Below are 25,956 nucleotides of genomic sequence, written 5' to 3'. Positions count from 1 at the left end.
TTATGCGCGGTTTTAGCTATTCAACGCCGGGCGCGAGCTGATGGCAATGCGCTGCGGTTCGGCGCTTTCAGGCACATTACGCAGCAGATCGATATGCAGCAGACCGTTGACAAACGTTGCGCCGGAGACCTCCATAAAATCGGCCAGCGTAAAGCTCAGGGTAAAGGGCTGGATCACCAGACCCTGATGGAGCCATTTCGGTTCGTTAGCCGGTTTTTCCGGCGTGCCTTTAATGGTCAGCCGACCATTTTCCAGCTGAATATCCAGCTCTTGCTGGCGGAAGCCGGCCAGCGCAAGGGTAATGCGGTAGTGGTTGTCGTCGCTCTTTTCGATGTTGTAGGGCGGGAACGCTTGCTGATCGACATTGGTGGTTTGCAGAGCGTTTGCCAGTTTGTCGAAGCCAATCCACTGACGCAGAAGCGGGGATAAATCGTAGTTACGCATTGTGTTTCTCCTTCAAAGAAGCGAGTGAATACCTGCGAGCTTTCGGCTCACATATGCCCCCTGTCGGCGAGCATCTCGGGTGTGGGCCGCGCGAGCGACCCGACGTAATTAGTTAATTTCGATACGGCGCGGTTTTTTCTCTTCCGGGATGACGCGCTCCAGTTCGATATAGAGCAGGCCGTTCACCAGGTTGGCGCCTTTGATTTGAATATTTTCTGCCAGCTGGAATTTACGCTCGAAGTTACGCTCGGCGATGCCCTGGTAGAGATAGGAGCGCTCTTTCTGTTCAGCGGCGTGGGAGCCTTTCACCACCAGCAGGTTGTCCTGGGCGGTAATATCCAGTTCGCTTTCAGCGAAACCGGCCACGGCGATAGCAATGCGGTAGTGGTTTTCATCCACTAACTCAACGTTGTACGGAGGGTAACCGTTATTGCTCTGGTTCGGGTTGTTTTCCAGCAGGTTAAACAGGCGGTCAAAACCGATAGCTGAACGATAAAGCGGGGAGAGATCAAAATTACGCATAGTTAAAGCTCCTGAAATCAGCGAGTGTGTAAGACCTTCCATAATGGACCGATCTTCATGCCATATAGCCCAACACCCTTGCGGCGTGTTCTGCGGCTACAGTGATAAAATGTGGCTGTCGCGAATTTTTTCAAGGGCAAATTTTTGACTTTTTTTGCACTTTCTCTGTCAGGGCATAGACTGGGGGGGACCGCACAAAGGGTTAAAGTGCGAATGCCGCCACAGAGCGGAGCGCGAATGCTGTTGTTTTCGCAGGCGTAGGGCTATAAACGCCGTGACAGCATTCAGACAATAAAACAACGATGATTAATCGATGATGAAAACGCGTTTGATAGTTTCTGCACTGGTTTGCGGAGTGATGGTCTCGGGCTGTTCCAGCGTGATGTCGCATACGGGCGGCAAAGAGGGGCTTTATCCCGGCACAAAAGCGAGTTCGTCGATGATTTCCGATGACGATACCGGTATCGGCATGAAATCGCTGGTGGCGCTGGATATGCCCTTTACCGCCCTTCTCGACACGCTGTTGATTCCCTGGGATCTCTTTCGCAGAGATAACTCGGTGAAATCGAGAGTCGAAAAGAGCGAGCGGGAAAACGAGGCGATTAACTCCCTTATCCCGCCCGCGCCGATGCCGGTGCACTGATTTAGTAACCGGTCTGCGTCATCCAGAGCTGGCGGAAACCGTTGACCTCTTCCATCCAGGCTATCTGCTTACCGTCCGGTGAGAAGGCCACCGCATCCCCGGAAGGGGGGTTGGCGTGATCGGCCGTCAAAAAGGTTATCTCTCCGCTTAGCGCGTCGCACAGCGCAATGCGGTTATCCAGCACAAACCCCAGCGCCTCGCCAGAAGGGTGCCAGTTAAACGCCGACTGTATCCCCGTCTCGCTGTGGGTTAACTGCCGCGGCTCGCCGCCATTCGGGCTGATTAACCAGAACTGCACAACGCCGTTGTCGTCACGCATCAAAAAGGCAATCTCGCTCGCCTGCGGGTTGCTGCGCACCCAGTGGCGCGGCGTTGTAACCAGCCCCGGATAGCGCCGTTGATGGGTGAAGGTGAGGCGCTGCTGCTGCACGCCTTTTGGCGGCGCGGGCAGCGTCTGATCTGTGCCAGCAAGTGGCGCATCGCCCGCAGTTTTCCAGCCCTGCTCATCAGCAGGAAGATCGACAATAAACAGCTCCGGCACTTTTTCGCCGCTGGCGGAGAGCGTATCGCCAATAAACGCCAGCCGCTGATTGCCAACCCACCCCTCTTCATAAGCACGGTTGATCTCATCGCTACCGGGCGCAGGCGTCGGCGTCGTGCGGCTCACCAGCACGCACCAGTGGCTGCCGCCATACTCACGCGGATGGGTGCAGGGCGGCGTTACCGGGCCAAACGGCACCGCGACGCCAACGTTGCGCAGATCCAGCGCCGGGTCGCGCTCATGCATTACGTGATCGTTATAGGTAAAGCTAATGTTCTGCCCGTTCGGGCTAAAGACATGCACGTGCGAGCCGCCGCGCAGCGCGCCGGGCGTGTAGGGCGAGGTGATATCCAGCGCATCAAGATTGGTTGTGCGGCCCTGCCCGGTTATTACGCCGCGCCGATGGTGGAAATCGTACTGCCATGTCTCATCCGGGTTTTCCGGGCCGTGAATAAACACATATTTCTGCGCTTCAGGGTGAACGGTCACCACGCCGACATGCGCGCCATCCGTTGCGGTATAGATCACCTCGACGTCGCCGGAGTGAACGTTGACGCGTTCGATGGTTTTGCCGGTAAAGGAGGCGCCGGAGGGGCGCACATCGAACACCAGCCACTGGCTATCCGCCGTCCAGGTGTTGATATTGGTCAGTTGATGATTGCGCGGGGCGAAGGTGAGCTGTTTCATGAAAGTACCCTGAAGCCATAAACAGGCCTCAGGGTATAAGATTGCGCGGCGTTAGCCTACTCGCTTCACATCGCCAACCAGCAAAATGTAGGAGAGCGCGCCAATCAGCGCCACGGCGGAGATATAGACCAGCGCCGGGCCAAAACCGTAATCCTGCGCCAGGTAGCCAATCACCAGCGGCACGGTAATGCCTCCCAGCCCGCCGACAAAGTTAAACACCCCACCGGTCAGGCCAATCAGCCGCATCGGTGCGAGTGACGACACCAGCGACCAGGTAATCGAGGCAAAGCCGTTGCCGAAGAAGGCCAGCGCCATCAGCGTCATAATCCACACGGGATCGTTGGTATAGTTCGCGCCCATGATGCAGGTGGAGATAAGCAGGCCGCAGATAATCGGCGTTTTACGCGCGATGCCCAGCGAATAGCCCTTTTTCACCAGCGTATCGGCGACCCAGCCGGAGAGCAGCACGCCAAAGAAGGCGGCCAGGAACGGTACGGTGGTCATAAACCCGGCTTTCAGCGCGGTGATGCCCTTCTCCTGCGTCAGATAGTTCGGGAACCAGGTGAGAAAGAACCACAGCGTTGAGGTGACGGCGAACTGGCCGAGATAGACGCCAATCAGCTTGCGGTGGAACACCAGTTTCCACTCCGCTTTGGTCAGCGGCTGGCGCGCCTCTTTTTTCACCGGCGCATCGCCATCAATCAGGCCACCGCCCGCTTTGATGTACTCCAGCTCCGCCTGGCTGATGTTTTTGGTCAGGCGCGGCGGCTGGTAGACCTTAATCCAGATCAGCGACCAGATAATGCCGATGCCGCCGGTGACGATAAACACCCAGTGCCAGCTCAGCAGCTCCTGGATCCAGATCAGCAGCGGGGTGAGAAAAGCCAGCCCGACAAACTGCCCGGAGGTGTAAAAACCGACCGCCGAAGCGCGCTCCTGCTCCGGGAACCAGCTGGTCACCATGCGGTTGTTGGTCGGGAAAGCGGGTGCTTCGAAAATGCCGGTAATCGCACGCAGGCCAATCAGCGACAGCAGGCCGCTGGCGAAACCCTGAAACAGCGTGGCAACCGACCAGCCAAAGATGGCGATGAAGTAGGTGAGACGCGAACCGACGCGGTCAAGGAACCAGCCGCCCGGGATCTGGCAGAGGGTATAGAGCCAGGCGAAGGCGGAAAAGACGTAGCCCATCTCCGCTTTTGTAATACCGAACTCCTCCTGAATATGGGCAGAGGCCACGGCCAGGTTGGCGCGGTCGACATAACAAATGACCACCGTGATAAAGATCATCAGCAGCGTCAAATAGCGGCGACGCCCTGTTTTTGCAGTCGTTACAGAAATATCCATAACTGTCTGTCTCCGGGTTTTGGGCATGGCGAAGCCGCTCACCATGCCCTGTTAAATACAGAGGGTGTAGGAAAAAAATTATTTTTGATGTTCTGAATGCGCTAAATAGTTTGTGTCGCAGGAAGGCGGCAAGTTTTCGAATCCCCCAGAGCTTACTGAAGTAAGTGATGGGGGTGAGAAAACGCAGCCAACGCACCGGCGGCGCAAAATATGACGAGCATTACCACTCGGCGACGGTACCGTCCGCATGCCGCCATACCGGATTACGCCAGTCCGGCGCATTTTTGCTTAGCTCAATCACTTTCTCTTCGTCGATCTCTACGCCAAGGCCCGGTTTCATCAACGGCTTAAAGAAGCCGCCTTCCATGTTGAAGTCCTCTTTGTTCTTCACGAAGTCGAGCAGCTCAGCGCCTTTGTTGTAATGAATGCCCATGCTCTGCTCCTGGAACACCGCATTGTGCGAGACGAAGTCGACATGCAGACAGGCTGCGAGCGCCACCGGGCCGAGTGGGCAGTGCGGAGCCAGCGCCACGTCGTACGCTTCCGCCATACCGGCAATTTTGTAGCACTCGGTGATGCCGCCCGCGTGGGAGAGATCCGGCTGCAAAATCGCAATGCCGCCCGCTTCCAGCACGCGTTTAAATTCAAAGCGCGAGAACATACGTTCACCGGCGGCAATCGGAATATGGGTTTGCGCGGCAAGCCGTGGGTAATACTCCGCCTGCTCGGCCAGCACCGGCTCTTCAATAAACAGCGGGCGATAGGGCTCCAGCTCTTTAATCAGCACTTTCGCCATCGGCGCGCTGACGCGACCGTGGAAATCGAGGCCAAACTCAATCTCGTTGCCAAACGCTTCGCGGATCTGCGCCACGGTATTGACCGCCGCATCGACTTTACGCGAATCATCGATAATGCCTAACTCTTCGCAGCCGTTTAATTTAAAGGTGTCGAAGCCGATGGTGCGCAGGGTTTTGATGCCATCAATCACTTCTGCCGGGCGGTCGCCGCCGACCCAGCTGTAGGCCTTGATTTTGTCGCGCACCAGGCCGCCCATCAGCTGCCACACCGGCGCGTTGAGCACTTTGCCTTTGATATCCCACAGCGCCTGGTCAATCCCGGCGATGGCGCTCATCAGGATCGGGCCGCCACGATAGAAACCTGCGCGGTACATCACCTGCCACAAGTCGTTGATACGAGAAGGATCCTGGCCAATCAGGTAGTCGCCCAGCTCATGCACCGCCGCTTCAACGGTGCGCGCACGCCCCTCGATCACCGGCTCACCCCAGCCGACCACGCCTTCATCGGTTTCGATTTTTAAGAACATCCAGCGCGGCGGTAAGCGGTAAGTCGTCAGTTTGGTTATCTTCATTGCACAGCCTCTTGATACGCGTTAACAAATGCTTTCGCCTGCTCGATGGTGCGGCTTACCGGCTGACCGGCGCGATAGAGATCGCTGCCCAGCCCGGCGCCAACGCAGCCTGCCTGTAGCCACAGGTGCAGGTTTTCCGGCGTCACGCCGCCAACGGCAAATACCGGTACGTCCGCGGGCAGAACCGCTTTCAGCGCTTTGATGTAATCCGGGCCAAAGGCGGAGGAGGGGAAAATTTTCAGCGCCTGCGCGCCAGCCTCAAGCGCGTTAAAGGCTTCGCTGGCGGTGGCGCAGCCCGGGCAGACGGTCATGCCGTGGCTGACCGCGCGGCGGATCACCTCCGGCTGCGTATTTGGCGTCACAATCAGTTTGCAGCCCATCTCCGCCAGCCGATCGACCTGCTCCGGTTTCAACACCGTACCGCCACCGATCAGCGCGCGATCGCCGAAGTTCGCTGCGATATCGCCAATGCTGGTCTCCCAATCGGGGGAGTTGAGCGGGATCTCGACAGAGTCGAAACCTGCGTCGAGAATGGCGGCGACGTGCTCGCGCGCCTCATCCGGGGTGATGCCACGTAAAATGGCGATCAGCGGAAGCTTAGTTTGCCACTGCATGGACAATCCTCCTGATACCTGCCTGAAATGCCGAGTCACCATCCAGCGTGTTTACCGCCCGCCCGATGGCGCGAAACGCGCGCTGATAGCGGGCGGAGAGGGATGGGCTGGCGACCAGCGTGATTGCCTGCGAACCGGCGAAGCGGGCGTTCATGGTCGCCACTTCACCGCCGATTAACAGGCCCGAAAGGAATTCGCTCACCTGTTCGCGCGCAAGGGTGCCCAGCACATGGGCGGCACGAACTTCAAAAAGCTGCGGCAGGATCTCAGGGGACGCGAGGCCGCGCGTCAGGCCTGCGTCGAAGGCATCATCACTGGCGGTTTGCTCCGGCAACCCTGCGCCCACCAGCGAGTGGCGCAGCAGGAGATGATGCAGTTCACCGGTCATTACGGTGCGAAAATCACGGATCTGATGGTTATCGGCCTCGACCCATTTGCAGTGGGTGCCGGGCATCACATACAACGAGGCGGGGGCAAGCTCGCTGGCGCCGAGCAACTGGGTCTCTTCGCCGCGCATCACATTGTGATTGTCATCGCTGGAGACGCACAGGCCGGGGATGATCCAGACACGCTCTTTTACCTGGGTCAGGCGCTCGCCAATGCCATCAAGCGTTGTCGGACACGGCAGATAGGGGGCGATTTTCCACCCCGCATTGCTGCCGACCATGCCCGCCATTACCACCGGCGTGGTCTCGCTGCTCCAGCCCTCGGTTACTTCTGCTAACACCGCTTCGGGGGATCGGCCATTAAGCCGGGTTACACCCGCTTCAGACTGCCTGCTCTCCAGGCAAACGCCATCCTGAAAATGCCAGGCGCGTAAGTTGGTGGACCCCCAGTCGATTGCGATGTAGCGAGCTGTCATGTAATTTCCTTCAACCTTCGTGTTGAGCTGGCGATCATGGTGAGCGCCGCCTGCTCTGCCGCTGTGCTGTCCTGATGCCGGATCGCATCGAACAGCGCCTTATGTTCCTGCAGGGTTTTCGGCATGTTTGCCTCATCCCCCATCCAGGTTCGTTCAAATACCGCCCGTTGCAGTGAGCTGATTGCCACACTCAACTGTTGCAGCACCGGGTTGTGCACCGATTGCAACACCGCTTCGTGGTAGCGGATATCGGCCTCGTTAAAGGCGTCCCGGTCCTGGTTGTTGGCGATCATGTCGTTGAGCGCCGACTCAATATTTGCCAGGTCGCTGGAGGTGGCGCGCTCCGCCGCCCAGCGAGCGATGGCCGGTTCCACCAGGTTTCGCACTTCACTCATCGCGCTGATTAAGCGCGGGTCGTAGTCGTGCTCCAGCACCCATTGCAGCACCTCGGTGTCGAGGTAGTTCCACTGGTTACGCGGGGCGACAAACGCGCCGCGATAACGCTTCATTTCAATCAGCCGCTTTGCCATCAGCGCGCGGTAGACCTCGCGGATGATGTTGCGCGAAGTTTCAAACTCTTCGCACAGCTCAGCTTCGGCGGGTAACGCCGAGCCGGGGACATATTTGCCGCTGATAATCTGGCGGCCCAGCGAGACGATAATGCGGTCGGTTTTATTCATGGTCATAACGCGTCCTTAGCAACGGTTTCTCTGCCACTACTTTATCGCCTCTGCCGCAATTTCCCTCAACATTGAAGTACAAATATGCTGACTTCCCCGCAAGAGATGTCGCAATCGTAGTACAATCACTTTGTGTTGTACTACAATTTGGATCACAAAAACGACAATTGGTAAGCAAATTGTTATCAGAATGGTGCGCGGGGCAAAAAAAACCCGCGCAGAGCGCGGGTCAGGGAGAGTGGGAAGGGCTTAGTTGAGAGCGAACTTCTCGATTGCGTAAGCAACGCCATCTTCGAGGTTGGTTTTGGTAACGAAATCTGCCGCCTCTTTCACCGACGGAATAGCGTTTTCCATCGCCACGCCGACGCCGGCGAACTCAATCATGGCGATATCATTTTCCTGATCGCCAATCGCCATAATCTCTTCCGGTTTGATGTTTAACACATCAGCAAGGGCTTTAACGCCAGTACCTTTAGTGACGCTTTTATGCAGGATTTCGAGGAAGTAGGGCGCGCTTTTCAGCACCGTGTACTTCTCTTTCACTTCCTGCGGAATGCGGGCGATCGCCTGGTCGAGGATCGTCGGCTCATCAATCATCATCACTTTCAGGAACTGGGTCTGCGGATCCATCTTCTCCGCTTCACAGAAGACCAGCGGAATAGTGGCGACAAAAGATTCATGCACGGTATAGGGGCTGATATCGCGGTTTGCGGTATAAAGCGTGTTGCGATCCAGCGCGTGGAAGTGCGAGCCGACTTCGCGGGAGAGTTGTTCCAGATAGCGGTAATCGTCATAGCTCAGCGTAGTCTGCGCCACGGTACTGCCGTCGCTGGCGTTCTGCACCAGCGCGCCGTTATAGGTAATGCAGTAGTCACCTTCCCGCTCCATATGCAGCTCTTTCATATAGCTGTGTACGCCAGCGTAAGGGCGTCCGGTGGTCAGCACGACATTGATGCCGCGTTCGCGCGCGGCGGCAATCGCATTTTTTACCGCAGGAGAGATAGTGTGGTCGGGCAGCAGCAGCGTGCCGTCCATATCGATTGCAATGAGTTTGATAGCCATGAGATCCCCAGATGAGAAGTGTTTGACCTCATGCTAACGCGATTCCGCTCAAAAAACAGCAGCGCGCCGGGGAGAAAAGGGGGAGAGAAAGGGGGATACGGGATCCCCCTTTTAATGCAGGATTACCTTAGATATCGATATTCGCCGCTTTCAGGGCGTTCTCTTCGATAAAGGCGCGGCGCGGTTCAACGGCATCGCCCATTAAGGTCGTGAAGAGCTGATCGGCTGCAATCGCATCTTTTACGGTAACGCGCAGCATGCGGCGGCTTTCCGGATCCATGGTGGTTTCCCACAGCTGATCCGGGTTCATCTCGCCGAGGCCTTTATAACGCTGAATGGAGAGACCGCGACGGGACTCTTTCACCAGCCACTCCAGCGCCTGCTCGAAGCTGGTCACCGGCTGACGGCGTTCGCCACGCTCGATATAGGCATCTTCTTCAATCAGGCCGCGCAGCTTCTCGCCAAGCGTGCAGAGACGACGGTATTCGCCGCCGGTCACAAACTCGTGATCGAGCGGATAATCGGTATCCACGCCGTGCGTACGCACGCGAATAATCGGCTCGAACTGGCTCAGCTCGCTGTTCACCCGGACATCATATTTCCAGGTGCTGCCGTGGGCTTCGTTCTCATTTAGCACGGTGATGAGCTGAGAGACCCACTGCGTAACGGCGCGCTCATCGGCGAGATCCGCTTCTGCCAGCGTCGGCTGATAGACCAGCTCTTTCAGCAGCGCGCGCGGGAAGCGGCGCTCCATGCGGCCAATCATCTTCTGCGCAGCGTTGTACTCGGAGACCATTTTCTCCAGCGCTTCACCCTGCAGGGCAGGCGCGCCTTCGGTGGTGTGCAGCGTTGCGCCATCGAGCGCGATAGAGATCTGATACTGATCCATCGCCTCGTCATCCTTGATGTACTGCTCCTGCTTGCCTTTCTTCACTTTGTAAAGCGGCGGCTGTGCGATGTAGACGTGGCCACGCTCAACGATTTCCGGCATCTGACGGTAGAAGAAGGTCAACAGCAGCGTACGGATGTGCGAACCATCGACGTCCGCATCGGTCATGATAATGATGCTGTGGTAGCGCAGTTTATCCGGGTTGTACTCGTCGCGACCGATGCCGCAGCCGAGCGCGGTGATAAGCGTCGCCACTTCCTGAGAAGAGAGCATCTTGTCGAAACGCGCTTTCTCGACGTTGAGGATTTTACCTTTCAACGGCAGGATCGCCTGGTTCTTACGGTTACGGCCCTGTTTTGCAGAACCGCCCGCCGAGTCCCCTTCCACTAAGTAGAGTTCGGACAGCGCCGGATCACGCTCCTGACAATCCGCCAGTTTGCCCGGCAGACCGGCCAGATCCAGCGCGCCTTTACGGCGGGTCATTTCACGCGCTTTACGCGCCGCTTCACGGGCACGCGCAGCATCAATGATTTTGCCGACAACGATCTTCGCATCGCCCGGGTTTTCCAGCAGGTATTCGGCCAGCAGTTCGTTCATCTGCTGTTCCACCGCTGATTTCACCTCAGAGGAGACCAGCTTATCTTTGGTCTGTGAGGAGAATTTCGGGTCCGGCACTTTTACCGACACCACCGCAATCAGGCCTTCACGGGCATCATCACCGGTGGCGCTGACTTTCGCTTTCTTGCTGTAACCCTCTTTATCCATATAGGCGTTCAGCGTACGGGTCATCGCCGCGCGGAAGCCTGCAAGGTGGGTACCGCCGTCGCGCTGCGGAATGTTGTTGGTAAAGCAGTAGATATTTTCCTGGAAACCATCGTTCCATTGCAGCGCAACTTCAACGCCGATACCGTCTTTTTCGGTGGAGAAGTAGAAGATATTCGGGTGGATCGGAGTTTTGTTTTTATTGAGATACTCAACAAACGCCCTGATACCGCCTTCATAATGGAAATGGTCTTCTTTGCCGTCGCGCTTGTCGCGCAGGCGAATCGACACGCCGGAGTTCAGGAAGGAGAGTTCACGCAGGCGTTTCGCCAGAATTTCATATTCAAATTCAATGACGTTGGTGAAGGTTTCGTAGCTCGGCCAGAAACGCACCATGGTACCGGTTTTTTCCGTTTCGCCCGTCACTTCCAGCGGAGCCTGCGGCACGCCGTGGGTGTAGATCTGACGGTGAACTTTGTTATCGCGCTGGATAACCAGCTCCAGTTTCTGCGACAGGGCGTTTACCACTGAAACGCCGACGCCGTGCAGACCGCCGGAGACTTTATAGGAGTTATCGTCGAACTTACCGCCCGCATGCAGTACGGTCATGATCACTTCCGCGGCGGAAACACCCTCTTCCGGGTGAATGCCGGTCGGAATACCACGGCCATCATCCTGTACGGAGACAGAGTTATCGCTGTGAATGGTGACGATAATGTCTTTACAGTACCCTGCGAGCGCTTCGTCGATAGCGTTATCTACTACCTCGAATACCATGTGGTGCAGACCGGTGCCGTCATCCGTATCGCCGATATACATACCCGGGCGCTTACGCACTGCATCCAGCCCTTTGAGGACTTTGATACTGGAGGAGTCATAAGAATTCGACATCAACGTTTCTCGCTCATTTCAACTTGGGTTAATCGGCTATTTTACCCTTTTCCACGGTGAACATCTTCGAATTTTTGTCCGACATGTCCATAACGTGTTCAGCGCTGATGGCGCTGACGAAAACCTGTGACTGGGTGGCTTTTAACCGGCTGGCTAACAGCCCGCGCTTTTCGTCATCAAGCTCCGAGGCAAAATCATCTATCAGGTATAAACAGCGTCGCCCGCTTTCACGCGTTAAAAACTCCCCCTGCGCCAGGCGCAGCGCGCACATCAGGAGTTTTAACTGCCCGCGCGAAAGGGTGTCTTCAACGGGCGCGCCATCCGCACGAATGCGGAAATCCGCTTTATGCGGGCCGTGCGCGGTGTAAGTGAGCATGCGGTCGCGCTCAAAACTGCGCGCCAGCACCTCTTCATAATCGGTCTCTTTCTCCCAGCCGCGCTGGAAAGAGAAGGTCAGAGAAAATTCAGGTAAGAACTGCCGGCAGGTGTCGGCCATATCTTCCGCGATAGCGGCGCTGTACTCCGCGCGCCAGCGACTGATCTGCTCGGCGAGCGGCACAAGCTCTTTGTCCCACGGACGCAACTGACTGTATTGAGTCACCTGGCGTAAAGCGGCATTGCGCTGTTTTAACAGGCGTTTGAGGTTGCTCCAGGCGGTAAAAAAGCCGCTTTCGTTGTGGAAGCATCCCCAGTCGAGAAAGGCACGACGGTATTTCGGGCCGCCGTTAAGCAGGGTAAACCCTTCGGGGGTAATAAGCTGCATCGGCATCAGCAGCGCCAGCTCTGCCACTTTATGGCCGTCGGTGCCGTCGATACGCACTTTGCTGTCGCCGAGCTTATCTTTGGTCAGGCCAATGGCAATTTCGCGCGATTCGGCCTGCAAACGCCCATGCAGGACAAACGCCTCCTGCTCATGGCGAATAACGCGACCAATTTGCAGGCTGCGAAACGCCCGACCATGCCCGAGAGTGTAGATCGCCTCCAGCACGCTGGTTTTCCCGCTGCCGTTAGCGCCCACCAGGAAGTTAAAGCCAGGGGAGAGCGCGAGATCCGCGCTTTCGATATTGCGGAAATCTTTAATCAGTAAGCGGGTTAGCGACATGATTCACTCATTACCAGGGCGTATCGTCGCAGTTAGCCTCACTTCGGCCAGCGCGCAGCAACCGCAGCGTACCGAAGTACGTGAAGATTGTGGGCGCTGCCCGAAGCCAGGGTAACCAGAAAGATAGCCCGCTATTTTCTACAACCGCATTGGCATAACGACATAGGCTGCGCTCTGGCTCGCCGCGTCTTCAATCTGCACGCTGGAAACGGAATCGGTCAGCAGAATGCGCACGTTCTCGCACTTCAGCGCGTTCAGCACATCAAGCACGTAGCTGACGTTAAAGCCGATTTCCATTTCGCTACCGCCGTAGGTGACATCGAGAAACTCTTCCGCTTCTTCCTGCTCCGGGTTGTTGGCGGTGATTTTGATCTGGTTCTCGCTAACGTAGAGGCGCACACCGCGAAACTTCTCGTTAGAGAGGATCGCCGCGCGGGCAAAAGCCTGCTTCAGTGAATCGCAGCCCGCTTCCAGCGTTTTGTCCGGGTTTTTCGGCAATACGCGGCGATAATCCGGGAAACGACCGTCAACCAGCTTCGACGTGAAGATAAAGTCGCCGACGTGCGCGCGAATGTTATTGCTGCCGATCTGCACGCGCAGCGGCGTATCGCCACCGTCGAGCATACGCATCAGCTCAATCACCCCTTTACGCGGCACGATCACCGAATGGTTCGGCAATGTTTGCCCAATCGGCATCGAGCAGACGGCAAGGCGGTGACCGTCGGTGGCTACGGTACGCAGCTCTTCACCTTCGGTTTCAAACAGCATGCCGTTTAAGTAGTAACGGACGTCCTGGTGCGCCATCGAGAACTGCGTCGCTTCGATCAGGCGCTTCATGGTGGCCTGCGGCAGCGTGAACTCCACTTCGCTTTGCCAGTCATCCAGGTTAGGGAAATCCGCTGCGGGCAGGGTTGAGAGGGAGAAACGGCTGCGCCCGGAACGGATCAGCATGCGCTCACCCTCCAGCTGCATCGCAATTTCCGCCCCTTCCGGCAGGCCGCGACAGATGTCGAAGAATTTACGTGCCGGTACGGTTGTCGCGCCCTGTTCATGAGGCTGGACAAGCGCCACGCGGGCAACCATCTCCATTTCAAGATCGGTGCCGGTCAGCGAGAGCGCGCCGTCGGTAACCTGAAGCAGCAGATTACCGAGAATAGGCAACGTCGGGCGTCCGCCCAGCGGGCCGCTGACTTGTTGCAGCGGCTTTAATAAATGTTCACGTTCAACGGTAAATTTCATAGCGTCACGAAGAGAGAGTTCGGATTAAATTGGAAAAATCTTCTTTGATATCATGGCTTTCTTCACGCAACTGCTCAATCTTACGGCAGGCATGCAGTACGGTGGTGTGGTCACGGCCGCCAAAGGCATCGCCGATTTCCGGCAGGCTGTGGTTGGTCAGCTCCTTGGCCAGCGCCATCGCCATCTGGCGCGGGCGGGCAACGGAACGGGAGCGTCGCTTCGACAGCAGATCTGCCACCTTAATCTTGTAATACTCCGCCACCGTCTTCTGAATATTGTCGATGGTGACCAGCTTCTCCTGCAGCGCCAGCAGATCGCGCAGCGCTTCACGCACGAAATCAATGGTGATGGCGCGCCCGGTAAAGTTGGCGTTGGCGATAACGCGGTTCAGTGCCCCTTCCAGCTCACGCACGTTGGATCGCAGGCGCTTGGCAATAAAGAAGGCCACTTCGCCCGGCAGACGGATATCGTTCTCGTCGGCCTTTTTCATCAGGATCGCAACGCGGGTTTCCAGCTCCGGCGGTTCGATCGCCACGGTCAGCCCCCAGCCGAAGCGGGATTTGAGACGATCCTCAACGCCATTGATCTCTTTCGGGTAACGATCCGAGGTGAGAATGATCTGCTGATTGCCTTCCAGCAGGGCGTTAAAGGTGTGGAAGAACTCTTCCTGGGATCGCTCTTTATTGGCGAAGAATTGAATGTCATCGATCAGCAGGGCGTCAACGGAGCGGTAGTAGCGTTTAAACTCTTCGATCGCATTGTTTTGCAGGGCTTTTACCATGTCCTGGACAAAGCGTTCGGAGTGCATATACACCACTTTGGCATTCGGCTTACGCGCCACAATGCCGTTACCCACTGCGTGCAGCAGGTGCGTTTTACCGAGACCCGTGCCGCCATATAAAAAGAGCGGGTTGTAAGCGCCGCCGGGGTTATCTGCCACCTGACGGGCTGCCGCGCGGGCCAGCTGGTTCGACTTACCTTCGACGAAGTTATCAAAGGTGTGTTTGACGTTGACGTTTGAGCGGTAGGTCGGTTCCGCCGGGGCGGGCACGTTGTCCCAGCCTGAACGGGCGACAGGCGCAGCGCGCGGAATCACGATCTGCGCCGCCTGAGCGGGCGCAGCCACGGTGGCAGGCTCTCTCAATGTCTGGTTAGCCGGACGAGCGCCCACTTCAAAACGCAGCTGTGGCGCGTCCGCCCCGCAAAATTCATTAAGCAGGCCGTTGATATTATTGAGGTATTTGTCTCTTACCCAATCAAGCACAAAACGGTTTGGCGCATACAAAGCCAGCGTGTTGTCACTCAGTTCCGCCTGCAACGGGCGGATCCACATACTAAATTCAGTGGCTGGTAACTCATCCTGCAATCGGGCAAGACACTGCTGCCAAAGCGAAAGTGACACGGCGGACTCCACTCGAACGTAAATCGATAAATAGTAAAGACAGAGACATTAATCTTTTTTGACACACATCGATAAGACCCAGCGGGGTGATGTGCGAACCGCTGTTTACGGTTTTTGCCCCAGAGCGATCGTGGATCGCGATCGGGACCGCGGATCATAGCGTAAACCGCCGAAGAGATCTTCTGTTTCTCACAGATTCTTCACGATTTATCCACAGGCCGATCCGGAACGCGCTAAGTGTAAACGATCCAGGCGCGGGTGCGGGAAGATTTAGGCCGCATATTGGAAAATTAAATGGTTTTCGCCGAATAATCCCATAAACGATCTAAGGAAGATCCAGGCGGATCCTTGCGCTTTGCCATTTGCCCCGTATAATTCTGCCCCCGGCGCGTCTTACTCTTTTAAGGCGCCGGAAGCCGCTTAGTTTTTGCGCAGATCTGTGCAAAAATACGTGCGCTATAAGGAAAGAGAATTGACTCCGGAGTGTACAATTATTACAATCCGGCCTCTTTAATTACCCATGGCTTGCGCGCCGGTCGTTCGATATTCGTTCGGGCATACGCAAAAGTCAGTGAATTTATTCAAGTTTAGGTAGAAATCGCCATGAAACGCACTTTTCAACCGTCTGTACTGAAGCGCAACCGTTCTCACGGCTTCCGTGCTCGTATGGCTACTAAAAATGGTCGCCAGGTTCTGGCTCGTCGTCGCGCTAAAGGCCGCGCACGTCTGACCGTTTCCAAGTAATAAAAGCTAACCCCTGAGTGGTTAAGCTCGCTTTTCCCAGGGAGTTACGTTTGTTAACTCCCACTCATTTCACATTCGTCTTCCAGCAGCCACAACGGGCTGGCACGCCGCAAATCACCATCCTCGGCCGCCTGAATTCGCTGGGGCATCCCCGTATCGGTCTTACCGTCGCCAAAAAAAATGTCAAACGTGCACATGAACGCAATCGGATTAAACGTCTGACGCGTGAAAGTTTCCGTTTGCACCAACATGACCTGCCGGCCATGGATTTTGTGGTGGTGGCAAAGAAAGGGGTTGCCGACCTCGATAACCGTGCTCTCACGGAAGCGTTGGAAAAATTATGGCGCCGCCATTGTCGCCAGGCTCAAGGGTCCTGATAGCCCTTATACGGGTCTACCAACGCCTGATTAGTCCGCTACTCGGGCCGCACTGCCGTTTCACCCCTACCTGTTCTCACTATGGAATTGAGGCCTTGCGCAGGTTTGGGGTGTTAAAAGGCAGTTGGTTGACAGTGAAACGCGTATTAAAATGCCACCCTTTACATCCGGGTGGCGACGATCCCGTCCCGCCAGGACCTTCTAAAACCAGAGAACACTAACGATGGATTCGCAACGCAATCTTTTTATCATCGCTTTGTTGTTCGTGTCTTTCATGATCTGGCAAACGTGGGAGAAGGAACAAAATCCTCCTCCGGCGCAGCAGCAGACCACGCAGACTACGACCACCGCAGCGGGTAACGCAGCCGACCAGAGCGTTCCGGCCAGTGGCCAGGGGAAACTGATTACGGTTAAAACCGACGTGCTTGAGCTGACCATCAACACCCGTGGTGGTGATGTTGAGCAGGCACTGCTCCCGACGTACCCGAAAGAGCTGGGTGCCAACGAGCCGTTCCAGTTACTGGAAACCACGCCTGAGTTTGTCTACCAGGCGCAGAGCGGTCTGACCGGCCAGAACGGCCCGGACAACCCGGCTAACGGCCCACGTCCGCTGTATAACGTCGATAAAGATGCGTTTGTGCTGGCAGAAGGCCAGAACGAGCTGGCGATCCCGCTGACCTATACCGATGCGGCAGGCAACACCTTCACCAAAACCTTCACCCTGAAACGCGGTGAATATGCGGTGAACGTTGGCTACAGCGTGAAAAACGCCGGTGCGACGCCGCTGCAGGTGGCCACCTTTGGTCAGCTGAAGCAGACCATCAAACTCCCTTCTCACCGCGATACCGGCAGCAGCAACTTTGCGCTGCACACCTTCCGCGGCGCGGCGTACTCCACGCCGGACACCAAGTATGAGAAGTACAAGTTTGACACCATCGCCGATGACGAAAACCTGAACGTCAGCTCAAAAGGCGGCTGGGTTGCGATGCTGCAACAATATTTCGCCACGGCGTGGATCCCACGTAACGACGGTGCGAATAACTTCTACACCGCAAATCTGGGCAACGGCGTTGCGGCAATCGGCTACAAATCTCAGCCGATTACCATCGCAGCAGGCCAGACTGGCTTACTGAACAGCACCCTGTGGGTCGGCCCGGAGATTCAGGACAAGATGGCCGCTGCGGCGCCGCACCTGGATCTGACCGTGGATTACGGCTGGTTGTGGTTCATCTCTCAGCCGCTGTTTAAGCTGCTGAAATGGATCCACAGCTTCCTCGGCAACTGGGGCTTCTCCATCATCGCGATCACCTTCATCGTGCGCGGCATCATGTACCCGCTGACCAAAGCGCAGTACACCTCGATGGCGAAAATGCGCATGCTGCAGCCGAAGATTCAGGCTATGCGTGAGCGTCTGGGCGATGATAAGCAGCGTATGAGCCAGGAAATGATGGCGATGTACAAAGCGGAGAAAGTGAACCCGCTGGGCGGCTGCTTCCCGCTGCTGATCCAGATGCCAATCTTCCTTGCGCTCTACTACATGCTGATGGGCTCCGTTGAGCTGCGCCATGCGCCGTTCGCGCTGTGGATCCACGATCTCTCGGCGCAAGACCCGTACTACATCCTGCCGATCCTGATGGGCGTAACGATGTTCTTCATTCAGAAGATGTCGCCGACCACCGTGACCGACCCGATGCAGCAGAAGATCATGACCTTTATGCCGGTCATCTTCACGGTGTTCTTCCTGTGGTTCCCGTCTGGTCTGGTGCTGTACTACATCGTCAGCAACCTGGTAACCATCCTGCAGCAGCAGCTGATTTACCGTGGTCTGGAGAAACGTGGTCTCCATAGCCGCGAGAAGAAAAGCTCTTAATACGCTTCATTCTTTAAGCTGCATGTGCGTTGGCTGCACTTGCTCCCCCCAGTCGTTTACTGATGTAAACTTCTGGGGACTCACAAGCTTGCCGCCTTCCTGCAACTTAAATTATTTTGCGTATTACCTGTAAGATTCAGACAAGGCGGTCAACTGACCGCCTTTCTTATTTTGAGATTTTGGAAAATAAACCATGAGCCATAACGACACTATCGTCGCCCAGGCAACCCCACCGGGACGCGGTGGTGTGGGCATCCTGCGTATCTCCGGCCTGAAAGCGCGCGACGTCGCGCAGGCGGTGCTGGGCAAGCTGCCGAAACCGCGTTATGCCGACTATCTTGCGTTTCAGGACGCCGACGGCAGCGCCCTCGATCAGGGCATTGCGCTGTGGTTCCCTGGGCCCAACTCCTTTACCGGTGAAGATGTGCTGGAACTACAGGGCCACGGCGGCCCGGTGATCCTCGATCTGCTGTTAAAGCGCATTCTGACGCTGCCTGGGCTGCGCATCGCCAAACCGGGCGAATTCTCTGAGCGCGCGTTTCTCAATGACAAGCTCGACCTGGCGCAGGCAGAAGCGATTGCCGACCTGATTGATGCCAGCTCCGAACAGGCCGCGCGCTCAGCGCTTAACTCCCTGCAAGGCGCGTTTTCTGCGCGTGTTAATCATCTGGTGGAAGCACTCACTCACCTGCGCATCTACGTCGAAGCGGCAATCGACTTCCCGGACGAGGAGATCGACTTTCTCTCCGACGGCAAAATCGAAGCGCAGCTTAATGATGTGATAAGCGATCTCGATGCGGTCCGTGCCGAAGCGCGCCAGGGCAGCCTGCTGCGTGAAGGGATGAAAGTGGTGATTGCCGGGCGTCCAAATGCCGGGAAGTCGAGCCTGCTTAACGCGCTGGCCGGTCGCGAAGCAGCGATCGTTACCGATATCGCCGGTACCACGCGCGATGTGCTACGTGAACATATCCATATCGACGGTATGCCGCTGCACATTATCGATACCGCCGGGCTGCGCGAAGCCAGCGACGAAGTAGAGCGCATCGGGATTGAGCGCGCCTGGCAGGAGATTGAGCAGGCGGACCGCGTGCTGTTTATGGTGGACGGCACTACCACCGATGCCGTCGATCCGGCGGATATCTGGCCTGATTTTATCGCCCGTTTACCGGCGAAACTGCCCATCACCGTGGTGCGTAATAAAGCAGACGTCACCGGCGAGCAGCCGGGGATCAGCGAAGTGAACAATCACTCACTTGTTCGCCTCTCTGCGCGCACCAACGAAGGGGTGGACGTGCTGCGTCAGCATCTCAAGCAGAGCATGGGTTTCGACACCAGCATGGAGGGCGGCTTCCTTGCGCGTCGTCGTCACTTACAGGCGCTGGAAATGGCGGCTGAGCACCTGCAACAGGGCAAAGCGCAGCTGCTGGGTGCCTGGGCGGGCGAGCTGCTCGCAGAGGAGTTACGTCTGGCGCAGCAGAGCCTGAGCGAGATCACCGGCGAATTTACTTCTGATGACCTGCTGGGCAGGATTTTCTCAAGTTTCTGTATTGGCAAATAATCCCTCATCCCGCGGCTGGCGGGCGTTTTAACGCTCGTTAGCCGTCATTTCATCACTTTTTCTGAAAGTGCTCCCCATTGACGAAAGAAAGTGTAAATATCACCCCTTAGGACTTTTCAGATGGGACTTTTCGCATTAAAACCTATTCATCACAGGCGATAATGTCGATTATCGATCTGATTCACGCAGCCCATTATCACGGAGCGAAAAATGGCGACACACTTTGCAAGAGGGATCCTCTCAGAAGGTCATCTTGTTTCGACCCGGCTCCCTCAGGCGTGCCTTGATGCCGCAGGGCAACTACCGGAACATCGCCGCTCCCGTTATATCGCTTCCCGGGCGCTGCTCGCCGAGATGATGTTTATGCTTTATGGCATCAGCGAACTGCCGGAGATGATGGTTGAGGAGAGCGGACGACCGCGCTTCGCCGACAGCAGCCTGCCGAGCTTTTCACTGGCCTACGCCGGGAATTTGGTTGGCGTTGCCATCGCTACCGAAGGCGAGTGCGGCCTTGATATGGAGCTACAGCGCGCCACGCGCAGCTTCCATAGCCCGCACGGGCACAAACACACCTTCAGCAACAATGAACAGCTGTGGATAAATAACCAGAACGATGCCACTGAAGCGCAAACGCAGCTGTTAACGCTGCGCCAGAGCGTGATGAAGCTGATTCACCAGATGCAGGACGACCCGATGCAGCTCCAGCTGCTGCCCGGCTCAGGGCGGCTTCGCGTCACGCGGCATGCCCAGGTAGAAGTGATGTGCGATGCCGAAGATGTGCTGATTTGGTCTGTTGCGGTCGCGCCAGCGATTGAAAGCCTGCGCATCTGGGAGTTCGATAGCCAGAAAGGGTGGCACTACCTGACAGATGTGCTGACCCGCGCCAACGATCCGGCTTCCCGCCTGATGCGTTTCACCAGCCTGCCCGCCGAAAAAGCGTTGATCTGAATAAGCGTGAGATAAGGCTTTCCCTCCCCCGAAACGGGAGAGGGAGAGGGGATTAATGCGCGTCGATAAAGACGATTTTCAGCAGGAACAGCAGCGCCACGACAATGACGCACGGGCTAAGCTCGCGCAGACGGCCGGTACCGATTTTCATCACGCAGTAGGAGATAAAGCCAAGCGCGATCCCCTCGGTGATAGAGAAGCTAAACGGCATCATCACGGCAGTAATAAACGCCGGCACCGCTTCGGTGAGATCGTCCCACTTCACACGCGCCAGGCTTGAGGTCATCAGCACCCCGACGTAAATCAGCGCGCCCGCAGCCGCATAACCCGGCACCATTCCCGCCAGCGGCGAGAGGAAGATCACCAGCAGGAACAGTAAACCCACGACTACCGCCGTCAGGCCGGTACGCCCGCCAACGGAGACACCCGAAGAGGATTCAATGTAGGCGGTAACCGACGATGTGCCGAAGAAGGAGCCGGTCACAGAGGAGATACTGTCAACGTAGAGCGCCTGTTTCATGCGCGGGAATTTGCCTTTCTCATCCACCAGCCCGGCTTTGTCGGTAACGCCGATCAGCGTCCCGGAGGAGTCAAAGAGGTTTACCAGCATAAACGAGAAGATCACGCCCGCAAGACCGAGGTTAAAGGAGCCGGCGAGATCGACATTGCCCACCACCGACATCACGCTTGGCGGCGTAGAGACAATCCCGTGATACTGCACATCGCCCAGCAGCCAGCCCAAAAGCGTGGTCACGACGATAGAGACCAGCACCGCGGCGTGAATATTGCGCGACGCCAGAATGGCGATGATAAAGAAGCCAAGCACGCCCAGCAGCACGCTGTGCGACGTCAGATTACCGATGCTGACCAGCGTCTCTTTGTTGGCAACGATCACGCCCGCATTCTTCAGGCCCATCATGCCGATAAACAGGCCAATCCCGCTGGTGATGCCGACGCGCAGGCTCATCGGGATATTGGCAATCATCCAGTAACGTACGCGGAAAATGGTCAGCAACAGCAGACCGACCGCACCCCAGAAGATCGCGCCCATGCCGACCTGCCAGGAGAGCCCCATTGCGCCCACCACCACAAAGGCGAAGAAGGCGTTCAATCCCATTGCCGGAGCCAACGCGACCGGCAGGTTAGCCACCAGACCCATCAGGATGCTGCCGAACGCGGCAATCAGACAGGTGGTGACAAAAACTGCGCTGGTATCCATTCCGGCGACGCCTAAAATTTGCGGGTTAACGAAAACGATGTAGACCATCGTTAAAAACGTCGTGAAGCCGGCGATCACTTCGGTGCGCGCCGTTGTGCCGTGGTCACGCAGTTTGAACACGCGGTCAAGCAACCCCGGGCGAGAGGCCTGGGAAGTCTGTTGTTGGCTCATTATCAATTTCCGGAATAGGAGGGAAAATTCGTCGCTATCCTATACCAAAATGAGGCAGTATTGACGGTTATCACGCACTTTTTTTCATTGAATTTGCTTATACGGCAACGATTGCGTCCCGCAATCTGCGTTAAGTAATCGTTAAACTTGTAATCACAGGAAATGGCATGTCCCACATTGAAGCGATCTTTTTCGACTGTGACGGCACCCTGGTCGATAGCGAAGTGATCTGTTCCCGCGCATACGTCCATATGTTTCAAACCGTTGGCATCACGCTGGACCTCGAAGAGGTCTTTAAGCGTTTCAAAGGCATGAAGCTGTATGAAATTATTGATGTTATCGGCGAGGAACATGGTAAAACGCTGGATAAAGCTACTCTTGAGCCGGTTTATCGCGCCGAAGTGGCGCGGCTGTTCGACAGCGAGCTGGAAGTGATTCCGGGTGCCAGTGCTCTGCTTGATGCCGTTAGCGTACCCATGTGCGTGGTGTCTAACGGGCCGGTGAGCAAAATGCAACACTCATTAGGTAAACTTGGGATGTTGCACCACTTTCCGGAAAAACTGTTTAGTGGCTATGACATCCAGCGCTGGAAGCCCGATCCAGCGTTAATGTACCATGCAGCAGAGGTACTCGATGTCTCGCCGGAAAAGTGCATTCTGGTGGATGATTCCGCCGCCGGAGCGCAATCTGGCATTGCGGCAGGGATGGAAGTGTTTTACTTCTGCGCCGATCCGCATAACGTACCTATCGATCACCCAAAAGTGACGACATTTACTGACTTAGCACAGCTGCCAGCATTGTGGCGTGCTCGCGGGTGGTCTGTTACGCGCTAACTTACCTACAAAACAGGATGTTTTTATGGACCAGAATAATCGCCCTCTCCCGGTATTCAAATACCATCCACAGCCCCTGGAAACAGGCGTTTTCTCTGAAGGCAAAACCGTGACCTGCGCCTGTTGTTCACAGCCAACAGACGTCTACTACACCAACCCGTTCTTTACTGCTGAAGATGTCGATACGCTCTGCCCCTGGTGCATTGCCGATGGCTCAGCAGCAGAGAAATTCAACGGCACATTTCAGGATGATTGCAGCCTTGAAGGTGTAGAAGGGGAGTTTGATGATGAGGGCGAATTTACCGGCTTTAGCAGTTCGTGGCCGGAAGCTACCGTTGCTGAGTTGACGCAACGCACCCCAGGCTATTGCGGTTGGCAGCAGGAACACTGGCTGGCGCACTGCAATGATTTCTGCGCCTTTATCGGTTACGTCGGCTGGAAAGAGATAGCCGACAAGCTGGATCAGTTTGCCGATCTGGATGCCGATTGCCGGGCGTTTGGTATGGATATCAATAAACTACAGGAGTATCTGCGCGACGGCGGTGACTGTCAGGGCTACCTCTTCCGCTGCCTCCACTGTGGGAAGCTGCGTTTGTGGGCAGACTTCTCCTGACGACTTGCCCGAAATAAGGAATAAAAGATGTCGGATTTACTTGCGCGTTATCAGGGGTCTCTTCTCGGCCTCGCGGCCGGAGATGCGGTTGGCACAACGGTAGAGTTCAGTCCCAGAGAGAGCTTTACCCCGGTCACCGATATGGTCGGCGGCGGCCCGTTTCATTTAAAAGCCGGGCAGTGGACGGATGACACCTCAATGGCGCTCTGCCTCGCGCATAGCCTGATCGCCTGTAAAGGATTTGATGCGACCGATCAGATGAACCGCTATCTGAACTGGTGGAAGTGGGGCTATTTAAGCTCCACAGGCAGCTGTTTTGATATCGGCATGACCGTCTCATCCGCGCTGCGGCGCTTTACGCTCAACGGCGAACCCTTTGCCGGCTCGAGCGATCCGAACACGGCGGGCAACGGTTCATTGATGCGGCTGGCGCCGGTGGTGCTCTGGTACTATCCGGATGTGCCAAAGGCGCTGGAGTATGCCGAAGCGTCATCGCGGACGACGCACGCCGCGCCAGAAGCACTGGCCAGCTGTCGTCTGTTCGCGCAGATGCTCATCAATGCGCTGCAGGGCAAAAGTAAATCCGACACGCTGACAGATATTGCGCAGCTGCCGGAACAGGCTAATCTGCGCCAGATCGCCGAAGGGCATTACCGGCAGAAATCGCGTGCGGAAGTATTCGGCACCGGTTACTGCGTGCAAAGCCTCGAGGCGGCGCTTTGGTGCTTCGCTCATGGGGAGAGTTTCGAAGAGACGATCCTGCTGGCGACCAACCTTGGCGACGATGCGGATACTACTGCGGCGATTGCCGGGCAGCTGGCTGGTGCCTGGTACGGCGTGGAGGGGATCCCGCATCGCTGGCGGGAGAAGCTGTGGCAATGCGATGAGATCGCAACGCTTGCTGGTCAGTTACTCACTAAGTCAGCGTGAAGCAAAACCCCCTCATCAAGAGGGGGTTTTTATTGCGCTTACTCTTTCGGATCTTTTCCAGCGAGCAGCTTGTCCAGCTCGTCACCGCCAACGTGGCGGAAATCCTGGCCTTTAACGAAGTAGAAGATGTACTCGCAGATGTTCTGGCAGCGGTCGCCGATACGCTCGATAGAGCGGGCGCAGAAGAGGGCGGTCAACACGCTCGGAATGGTGCGGGAGTCCTCCATCATGTAGGTCATCAGCTGACGCACAATGCCTTCATACTCCTGATCCACCTTCTTATCTTCGCGATAGACGCGCACCGCTTCGTCAATGTCCATCCGCGCAAAGGCGTCGAGCACGTCGTGCAGCATCTGCACGGTATGGCGGCCTAACGACTCGAGGCTGACGAGCAGCGGCTGGTGCTGCTGGGAGAATTTCTCCAGCGCCGTGCGGCAGATTTTATCCGCCACGTCACCAATACGCTCCAGTTCGGCGATGGTTTTGATGATCGCCATCACCAGGCGTAAATCGCTCGCCGTCGGCTGACGCTTGGCGATAATGCGCACGCAGGCTTCATCGATGGCGACTTCCATCATATTGACCTGCTTATCCCCTTCAACAACGCGCTTTGCCAGCTCGCTGTCCTGATTATGCATGGCGGTGATCGCATCCGAGAGCTGCTGCTCCACCATTCCACCCATCGTCATGACCTGAGTGCGAATGCTTTCCAGCTCAGCGTTAAACTGCCCGGAAATATGTTTGTTAAGGTTCAGATTGTCCATGGTGCACTCCAAATGCCCGACAAATTTCACGTGGTAACGAGGTGGCTGCCACCTCTGTGGTTCGGCAATCAGCCGTAGCGCCCGGTAATGTAATCTTCCGTTTGCTTCTTCGCAGGCTTGGTGAACAGATCGTCTGTATTACTGAACTCAATCAACTCACCGAGATACATAAACGCAGTGTGATCGGAACAGCGCGCCGCCTGTTGCATGTTGTGCGTCACGATAACCACGGTGTAATCCTGCTTAAGCTCGGTGATCAGCTCTTCGATACGGCCGGTTGAGATGGGATCCAGCGCCGAGCAAGGCTCATCCAGCAGCAGCACTTCCGGGCGAATAGCAATGCCGCGCGCGATGCAGAGACGCTGCTGCTGGCCGCCGGAGAGAGAGTAGCCGCTCTGGTGCAATTTATCCTTGGTTTCATTCCACAATGCGGCCTTGGTCAAGGCCCACTGCACGCGCTCGTCCATATCCGGGCGCGAAAGCTTTTCAAACAGACGCACGCCAAAGGCGATGTTGTCGTAAATCGACATCGGGAACGGCGTCGGTTTCTGGAACACCATGCCCACTTTCGCACGCAGCAGCGCGATATCCTGGGTATTGGTGAGAATGTTGTCGCCATCCAGCAGGATTTCGCCTTCGGCGCGCTGCTCCGGATAGAGCTCATACATTTTGTTAAAGGTGCGCAGCAGCGTGGATTTCCCGCAGCCAGACGGCCCGATAAACGCCGTCACCTGATTTTTGGCAATATCCAGGCTGATGTTTTTCAGTGCATGGAATTTGCCGTAATAGAAGTTCAAATCACGAACCTGAATCTTGCCCGGCGTAGTATCAACCATACTCATTTATCTCTTTCCTCAACTCGACGCCGCCTTCGCC

The 25,956-nt window shown here is 56.3% G+C and carries 26 protein-coding genes and 1 other annotated feature; of the genes, 10 read left to right on the top strand and 16 right to left on the bottom strand.

Translation table 11 applies throughout. The annotated features are described in order from the left end of the window. Positions 1-12: 12 nt before the first annotated feature. Both ibpB and ibpA read right to left on the bottom strand, forming a co-directional pair. Positions 13-444 (bottom strand): small heat shock chaperone IbpB, encoded by a 432-nt coding sequence (gene ibpB, locus N7V53_RS15535; RefSeq protein ID WP_042715111.1) that lies wholly within the window; start codon positions 442-444, stop codon positions 13-15. A gap of 108 nt (positions 445-552) precedes the next feature. Beyond that, positions 553-966, bottom strand: a complete 414-nt coding sequence (gene ibpA, locus N7V53_RS15530; protein ID WP_042715112.1) for a small heat shock chaperone IbpA — start codon at positions 964-966, stop codon at positions 553-555. Further along, positions 960-1,031 (bottom strand) — a sequence feature (ROSE (Repression Of Heat Shock gene Expression) occurs in the 5'-region of heat shock genes and acts as an RNA thermometer to modulate expression.). (Overlaps the previous gene by 7 nt.) Before the next feature lie 248 nt (positions 1,032-1,279). Here ibpA and N7V53_RS15525 point away from each other — a divergent pair. Next, positions 1,280-1,609 (top strand): YceK/YidQ family lipoprotein, encoded by a 330-nt coding sequence (locus tag N7V53_RS15525; protein WP_124966932.1) that lies wholly within the window; start codon positions 1,280-1,282, stop codon positions 1,607-1,609. A gap of 1 nt (position 1,610) precedes the next feature. Here the strand turns inward: N7V53_RS15525 and N7V53_RS15520 are convergent, their stop codons facing one another. The 11 genes from N7V53_RS15520 to dnaA all read right to left on the bottom strand — a co-directional run bounded on the left by N7V53_RS15520 (position 1,611) and on the right by dnaA (position 15,053). After that, positions 1,611-2,837, bottom strand: coding sequence for a DUF3748 domain-containing protein (locus tag N7V53_RS15520; protein ID WP_279793912.1), 1,227 nt, complete (start codon positions 2,835-2,837; stop codon positions 1,611-1,613). Between the two features lie 51 nt (positions 2,838-2,888). Then, entirely contained in the window at positions 2,889-4,226 is a 1,338-nt protein-coding gene (locus tag N7V53_RS15515; RefSeq protein WP_124966930.1) for an MFS transporter, read from the bottom strand. A gap of 175 nt (positions 4,227-4,401) precedes the next feature. After that, a complete protein-coding gene (gene dgoD, locus N7V53_RS15510; protein WP_054803538.1) occupies positions 4,402-5,550 on the bottom strand; it encodes a galactonate dehydratase in 1,149 nt (382 codons plus the stop codon). Further along, positions 5,547-6,164, bottom strand: coding sequence for a 2-dehydro-3-deoxy-6-phosphogalactonate aldolase (locus N7V53_RS15505; RefSeq protein ID WP_279793911.1), 618 nt, complete (start codon positions 6,162-6,164; stop codon positions 5,547-5,549). Before N7V53_RS15505 ends, dgoD begins: the two co-directional genes overlap by 4 nt. Continuing rightward, a complete protein-coding gene (locus N7V53_RS15500; RefSeq protein WP_279793910.1) occupies positions 6,148-7,026 on the bottom strand; it encodes a 2-dehydro-3-deoxygalactonokinase in 879 nt (292 codons plus the stop codon). Before N7V53_RS15500 ends, N7V53_RS15505 begins: the two co-directional genes overlap by 17 nt. After that, complete coding sequence (gene dgoR / locus N7V53_RS15495; RefSeq protein WP_042715123.1) at positions 7,023-7,712, bottom strand: D-galactonate utilization transcriptional regulator DgoR; 690 nt, start codon at positions 7,710-7,712, stop codon at positions 7,023-7,025. The genes N7V53_RS15500 and dgoR overlap by 4 nt, the downstream gene beginning before the upstream one ends. 243 nt (positions 7,713-7,955) lie before the next feature. Then, on the bottom strand, positions 7,956-8,768 hold the full coding sequence (gene yidA, locus N7V53_RS15490) for a sugar-phosphatase (RefSeq protein WP_042715125.1): 813 nt from the start codon (positions 8,766-8,768) through the stop codon (positions 7,956-7,958). A 127-nt stretch (positions 8,769-8,895) separates the two neighbouring features. Then, positions 8,896-11,310 (bottom strand): DNA topoisomerase (ATP-hydrolyzing) subunit B, encoded by a 2,415-nt coding sequence (gyrB, locus tag N7V53_RS15485; RefSeq protein WP_279793908.1) that lies wholly within the window; start codon positions 11,308-11,310, stop codon positions 8,896-8,898. A 28-nt stretch (positions 11,311-11,338) separates the two neighbouring features. Then, positions 11,339-12,412: a DNA replication/repair protein RecF gene (gene recF / locus N7V53_RS15480; RefSeq protein ID WP_279793906.1), complete on the bottom strand. Its 1,074-nt coding sequence runs from the start codon at positions 12,410-12,412 to the stop codon at positions 11,339-11,341. 138 nt (positions 12,413-12,550) lie between these two features. After that, positions 12,551-13,651, bottom strand: a complete 1,101-nt coding sequence (gene dnaN, locus N7V53_RS15475) for a DNA polymerase III subunit beta (RefSeq protein ID WP_042715130.1) — start codon at positions 13,649-13,651, stop codon at positions 12,551-12,553. Positions 13,652-13,655: 4 nt separating this feature from the next. Further along, positions 13,656-15,053 (bottom strand): chromosomal replication initiator protein DnaA, encoded by a 1,398-nt coding sequence (gene dnaA, locus N7V53_RS15470; RefSeq protein ID WP_094422659.1) that lies wholly within the window; start codon positions 15,051-15,053, stop codon positions 13,656-13,658. A 603-nt stretch (positions 15,054-15,656) separates the two neighbouring features. Here dnaA and rpmH point away from each other — a divergent pair. The 6 genes from rpmH to N7V53_RS15440 all read left to right on the top strand — a co-directional run bounded on the left by rpmH (position 15,657) and on the right by N7V53_RS15440 (position 20,550). Continuing rightward, complete coding sequence (gene rpmH / locus N7V53_RS15465; protein ID WP_000831330.1) at positions 15,657-15,797, top strand: 50S ribosomal protein L34; 141 nt, start codon at positions 15,657-15,659, stop codon at positions 15,795-15,797. A gap of 17 nt (positions 15,798-15,814) precedes the next feature. After that, the gene (gene rnpA, locus N7V53_RS15460; RefSeq protein WP_076769290.1) at positions 15,815-16,174 is read left to right on the top strand and encodes a ribonuclease P protein component; all 360 of its coding nucleotides are present in this window, start codon (positions 15,815-15,817) and stop codon (positions 16,172-16,174) included. Next, positions 16,138-16,395 (top strand): membrane protein insertion efficiency factor YidD, encoded by a 258-nt coding sequence (gene yidD / locus N7V53_RS15455; RefSeq protein WP_076769289.1) that lies wholly within the window; start codon positions 16,138-16,140, stop codon positions 16,393-16,395. The genes rnpA and yidD overlap by 37 nt, the downstream gene beginning before the upstream one ends. Before the next feature lie 2 nt (positions 16,396-16,397). Further along, on the top strand, positions 16,398-18,044 hold the full coding sequence (gene yidC, locus N7V53_RS15450; protein WP_279793905.1) for a membrane protein insertase YidC: 1,647 nt from the start codon (positions 16,398-16,400) through the stop codon (positions 18,042-18,044). Positions 18,045-18,237: 193 nt separating this feature from the next. Continuing rightward, complete coding sequence (mnmE, locus tag N7V53_RS15445) at positions 18,238-19,602, top strand: tRNA uridine-5-carboxymethylaminomethyl(34) synthesis GTPase MnmE (protein WP_094422653.1); 1,365 nt, start codon at positions 18,238-18,240, stop codon at positions 19,600-19,602. Positions 19,603-19,812: 210 nt separating this feature from the next. Beyond that, positions 19,813-20,550, top strand: coding sequence for a hypothetical protein (locus N7V53_RS15440; protein WP_279793903.1), 738 nt, complete (start codon positions 19,813-19,815; stop codon positions 20,548-20,550). A 52-nt stretch (positions 20,551-20,602) separates the two neighbouring features. Here N7V53_RS15440 and N7V53_RS15435 read toward each other — a convergent pair whose 3' ends face one another. After that, a complete protein-coding gene (locus N7V53_RS15435) occupies positions 20,603-21,940 on the bottom strand; it encodes an NCS2 family permease (RefSeq protein ID WP_124971168.1) in 1,338 nt (445 codons plus the stop codon). A 167-nt stretch (positions 21,941-22,107) separates the two neighbouring features. On the opposite strand from N7V53_RS15435, the gene yieH reads away from it, so the two are divergent. Genes yieH through N7V53_RS15420 form a run of 3 tightly spaced genes read left to right on the top strand, consistent with a single transcriptional unit; the run spans position 22,108 to position 24,316 of the window. Further along, positions 22,108-22,773 carry a 6-phosphogluconate phosphatase gene (gene yieH / locus N7V53_RS15430; RefSeq protein ID WP_124971165.1) on the top strand — a complete coding sequence of 222 codons (666 nt, stop codon included), beginning with the start codon at positions 22,108-22,110 and terminating at the stop codon, positions 22,771-22,773. Between the two features lie 25 nt (positions 22,774-22,798). Further along, positions 22,799-23,386 carry a PF03691 family colicin E2 tolerance protein CbrC gene (cbrC, locus tag N7V53_RS15425; RefSeq protein WP_042714856.1) on the top strand — a complete coding sequence of 196 codons (588 nt, stop codon included), beginning with the start codon at positions 22,799-22,801 and terminating at the stop codon, positions 23,384-23,386. A gap of 27 nt (positions 23,387-23,413) precedes the next feature. Continuing rightward, positions 23,414-24,316: an ADP-ribosylglycohydrolase family protein gene (locus N7V53_RS15420; protein ID WP_279793902.1), complete on the top strand. Its 903-nt coding sequence runs from the start codon at positions 23,414-23,416 to the stop codon at positions 24,314-24,316. Between the two features lie 38 nt (positions 24,317-24,354). On the opposite strand, the gene phoU is transcribed toward N7V53_RS15420, so the two are convergent. Both phoU and pstB read right to left on the bottom strand, forming a co-directional pair. Beyond that, entirely contained in the window at positions 24,355-25,080 is a 726-nt protein-coding gene (phoU, locus tag N7V53_RS15415) for a phosphate signaling complex protein PhoU (RefSeq protein WP_042714854.1), read from the bottom strand. A 68-nt stretch (positions 25,081-25,148) separates the two neighbouring features. Beyond that, positions 25,149-25,922, bottom strand: a complete 774-nt coding sequence (gene pstB, locus N7V53_RS15410) for a phosphate ABC transporter ATP-binding protein PstB (protein ID WP_042714852.1) — start codon at positions 25,920-25,922, stop codon at positions 25,149-25,151. Positions 25,923-25,956 lie beyond the last annotated feature (34 nt).

Source organism: Kosakonia sp. HypNH10 (assembly GCF_029850615.1).
Taxonomy (GTDB): Bacteria; Pseudomonadota; Gammaproteobacteria; order Enterobacterales; family Enterobacteriaceae; genus Kosakonia; species Kosakonia cowanii.
This window is presented reverse-complemented; position numbering and strand designations above follow the sequence as displayed.

What these genes read in the sequence shown, in the direction of transcription:
- N7V53_RS15500 (WP_279793910.1), bottom strand. Translation starts at nt 7,026, where the DNA reads ATGACAGCTCGCTACATCGCAATCGACTGGGGGTCCACCAACTTACGC.
- ibpA (WP_042715112.1), bottom strand. Translation starts at nt 966, where the DNA reads ATGCGTAATTTTGATCTCTCCCCGCTTTATCGTTCAGCTATCGGTTTT.
- N7V53_RS15505 (WP_279793911.1), bottom strand. Translation starts at nt 6,164, where the DNA reads ATGCAGTGGCAAACTAAGCTTCCGCTGATCGCCATTTTACGTGGCATC.
- rpmH (WP_000831330.1), top strand. Translation starts at nt 15,657, where the DNA reads ATGAAACGCACTTTTCAACCGTCTGTACTGAAGCGCAACCGTTCTCAC.
- yidA (WP_042715125.1), bottom strand. Translation starts at nt 8,768, where the DNA reads ATGGCTATCAAACTCATTGCAATCGATATGGACGGCACGCTGCTGCTG.
- dgoR (WP_042715123.1), bottom strand. Translation starts at nt 7,712, where the DNA reads ATGACCATGAATAAAACCGACCGCATTATCGTCTCGCTGGGCCGCCAG.
- recF (WP_279793906.1), bottom strand. Translation starts at nt 12,412, where the DNA reads ATGTCGCTAACCCGCTTACTGATTAAAGATTTCCGCAATATCGAAAGC.
- dnaN (WP_042715130.1), bottom strand. Translation starts at nt 13,651, where the DNA reads ATGAAATTTACCGTTGAACGTGAACATTTATTAAAGCCGCTGCAACAA.
- N7V53_RS15440 (WP_279793903.1), top strand. Translation starts at nt 19,813, where the DNA reads ATGGCGACACACTTTGCAAGAGGGATCCTCTCAGAAGGTCATCTTGTT.
- cbrC (WP_042714856.1), top strand. Translation starts at nt 22,799, where the DNA reads ATGGACCAGAATAATCGCCCTCTCCCGGTATTCAAATACCATCCACAG.
- mnmE (WP_094422653.1), top strand. Translation starts at nt 18,238, where the DNA reads ATGAGCCATAACGACACTATCGTCGCCCAGGCAACCCCACCGGGACGC.
- yidC (WP_279793905.1), top strand. Translation starts at nt 16,398, where the DNA reads ATGGATTCGCAACGCAATCTTTTTATCATCGCTTTGTTGTTCGTGTCT.
- N7V53_RS15520 (WP_279793912.1), bottom strand. Translation starts at nt 2,837, where the DNA reads ATGAAACAGCTCACCTTCGCCCCGCGCAATCATCAACTGACCAATATC.
- gyrB (WP_279793908.1), bottom strand. Translation starts at nt 11,310, where the DNA reads ATGTCGAATTCTTATGACTCCTCCAGTATCAAAGTCCTCAAAGGGCTG.
- pstB (WP_042714852.1), bottom strand. Translation starts at nt 25,922, where the DNA reads ATGAGTATGGTTGATACTACGCCGGGCAAGATTCAGGTTCGTGATTTG.
- N7V53_RS15515 (WP_124966930.1), bottom strand. Translation starts at nt 4,226, where the DNA reads ATGGTGAGCGGCTTCGCCATGCCCAAAACCCGGAGACAGACAGTTATG.
- N7V53_RS15435 (WP_124971168.1), bottom strand. Translation starts at nt 21,940, where the DNA reads ATGAGCCAACAACAGACTTCCCAGGCCTCTCGCCCGGGGTTGCTTGAC.
- phoU (WP_042714854.1), bottom strand. Translation starts at nt 25,080, where the DNA reads ATGGACAATCTGAACCTTAACAAACATATTTCCGGGCAGTTTAACGCT.
- N7V53_RS15525 (WP_124966932.1), top strand. Translation starts at nt 1,280, where the DNA reads ATGATGAAAACGCGTTTGATAGTTTCTGCACTGGTTTGCGGAGTGATG.
- ibpB (WP_042715111.1), bottom strand. Translation starts at nt 444, where the DNA reads ATGCGTAACTACGATTTATCCCCGCTTCTGCGTCAGTGGATTGGCTTC.
- yieH (WP_124971165.1), top strand. Translation starts at nt 22,108, where the DNA reads ATGTCCCACATTGAAGCGATCTTTTTCGACTGTGACGGCACCCTGGTC.
- dgoD (WP_054803538.1), bottom strand. Translation starts at nt 5,550, where the DNA reads ATGAAGATAACCAAACTGACGACTTACCGCTTACCGCCGCGCTGGATG.
- N7V53_RS15420 (WP_279793902.1), top strand. Translation starts at nt 23,414, where the DNA reads ATGTCGGATTTACTTGCGCGTTATCAGGGGTCTCTTCTCGGCCTCGCG.
- yidD (WP_076769289.1), top strand. Translation starts at nt 16,138, where the DNA reads ATGGCGCCGCCATTGTCGCCAGGCTCAAGGGTCCTGATAGCCCTTATA.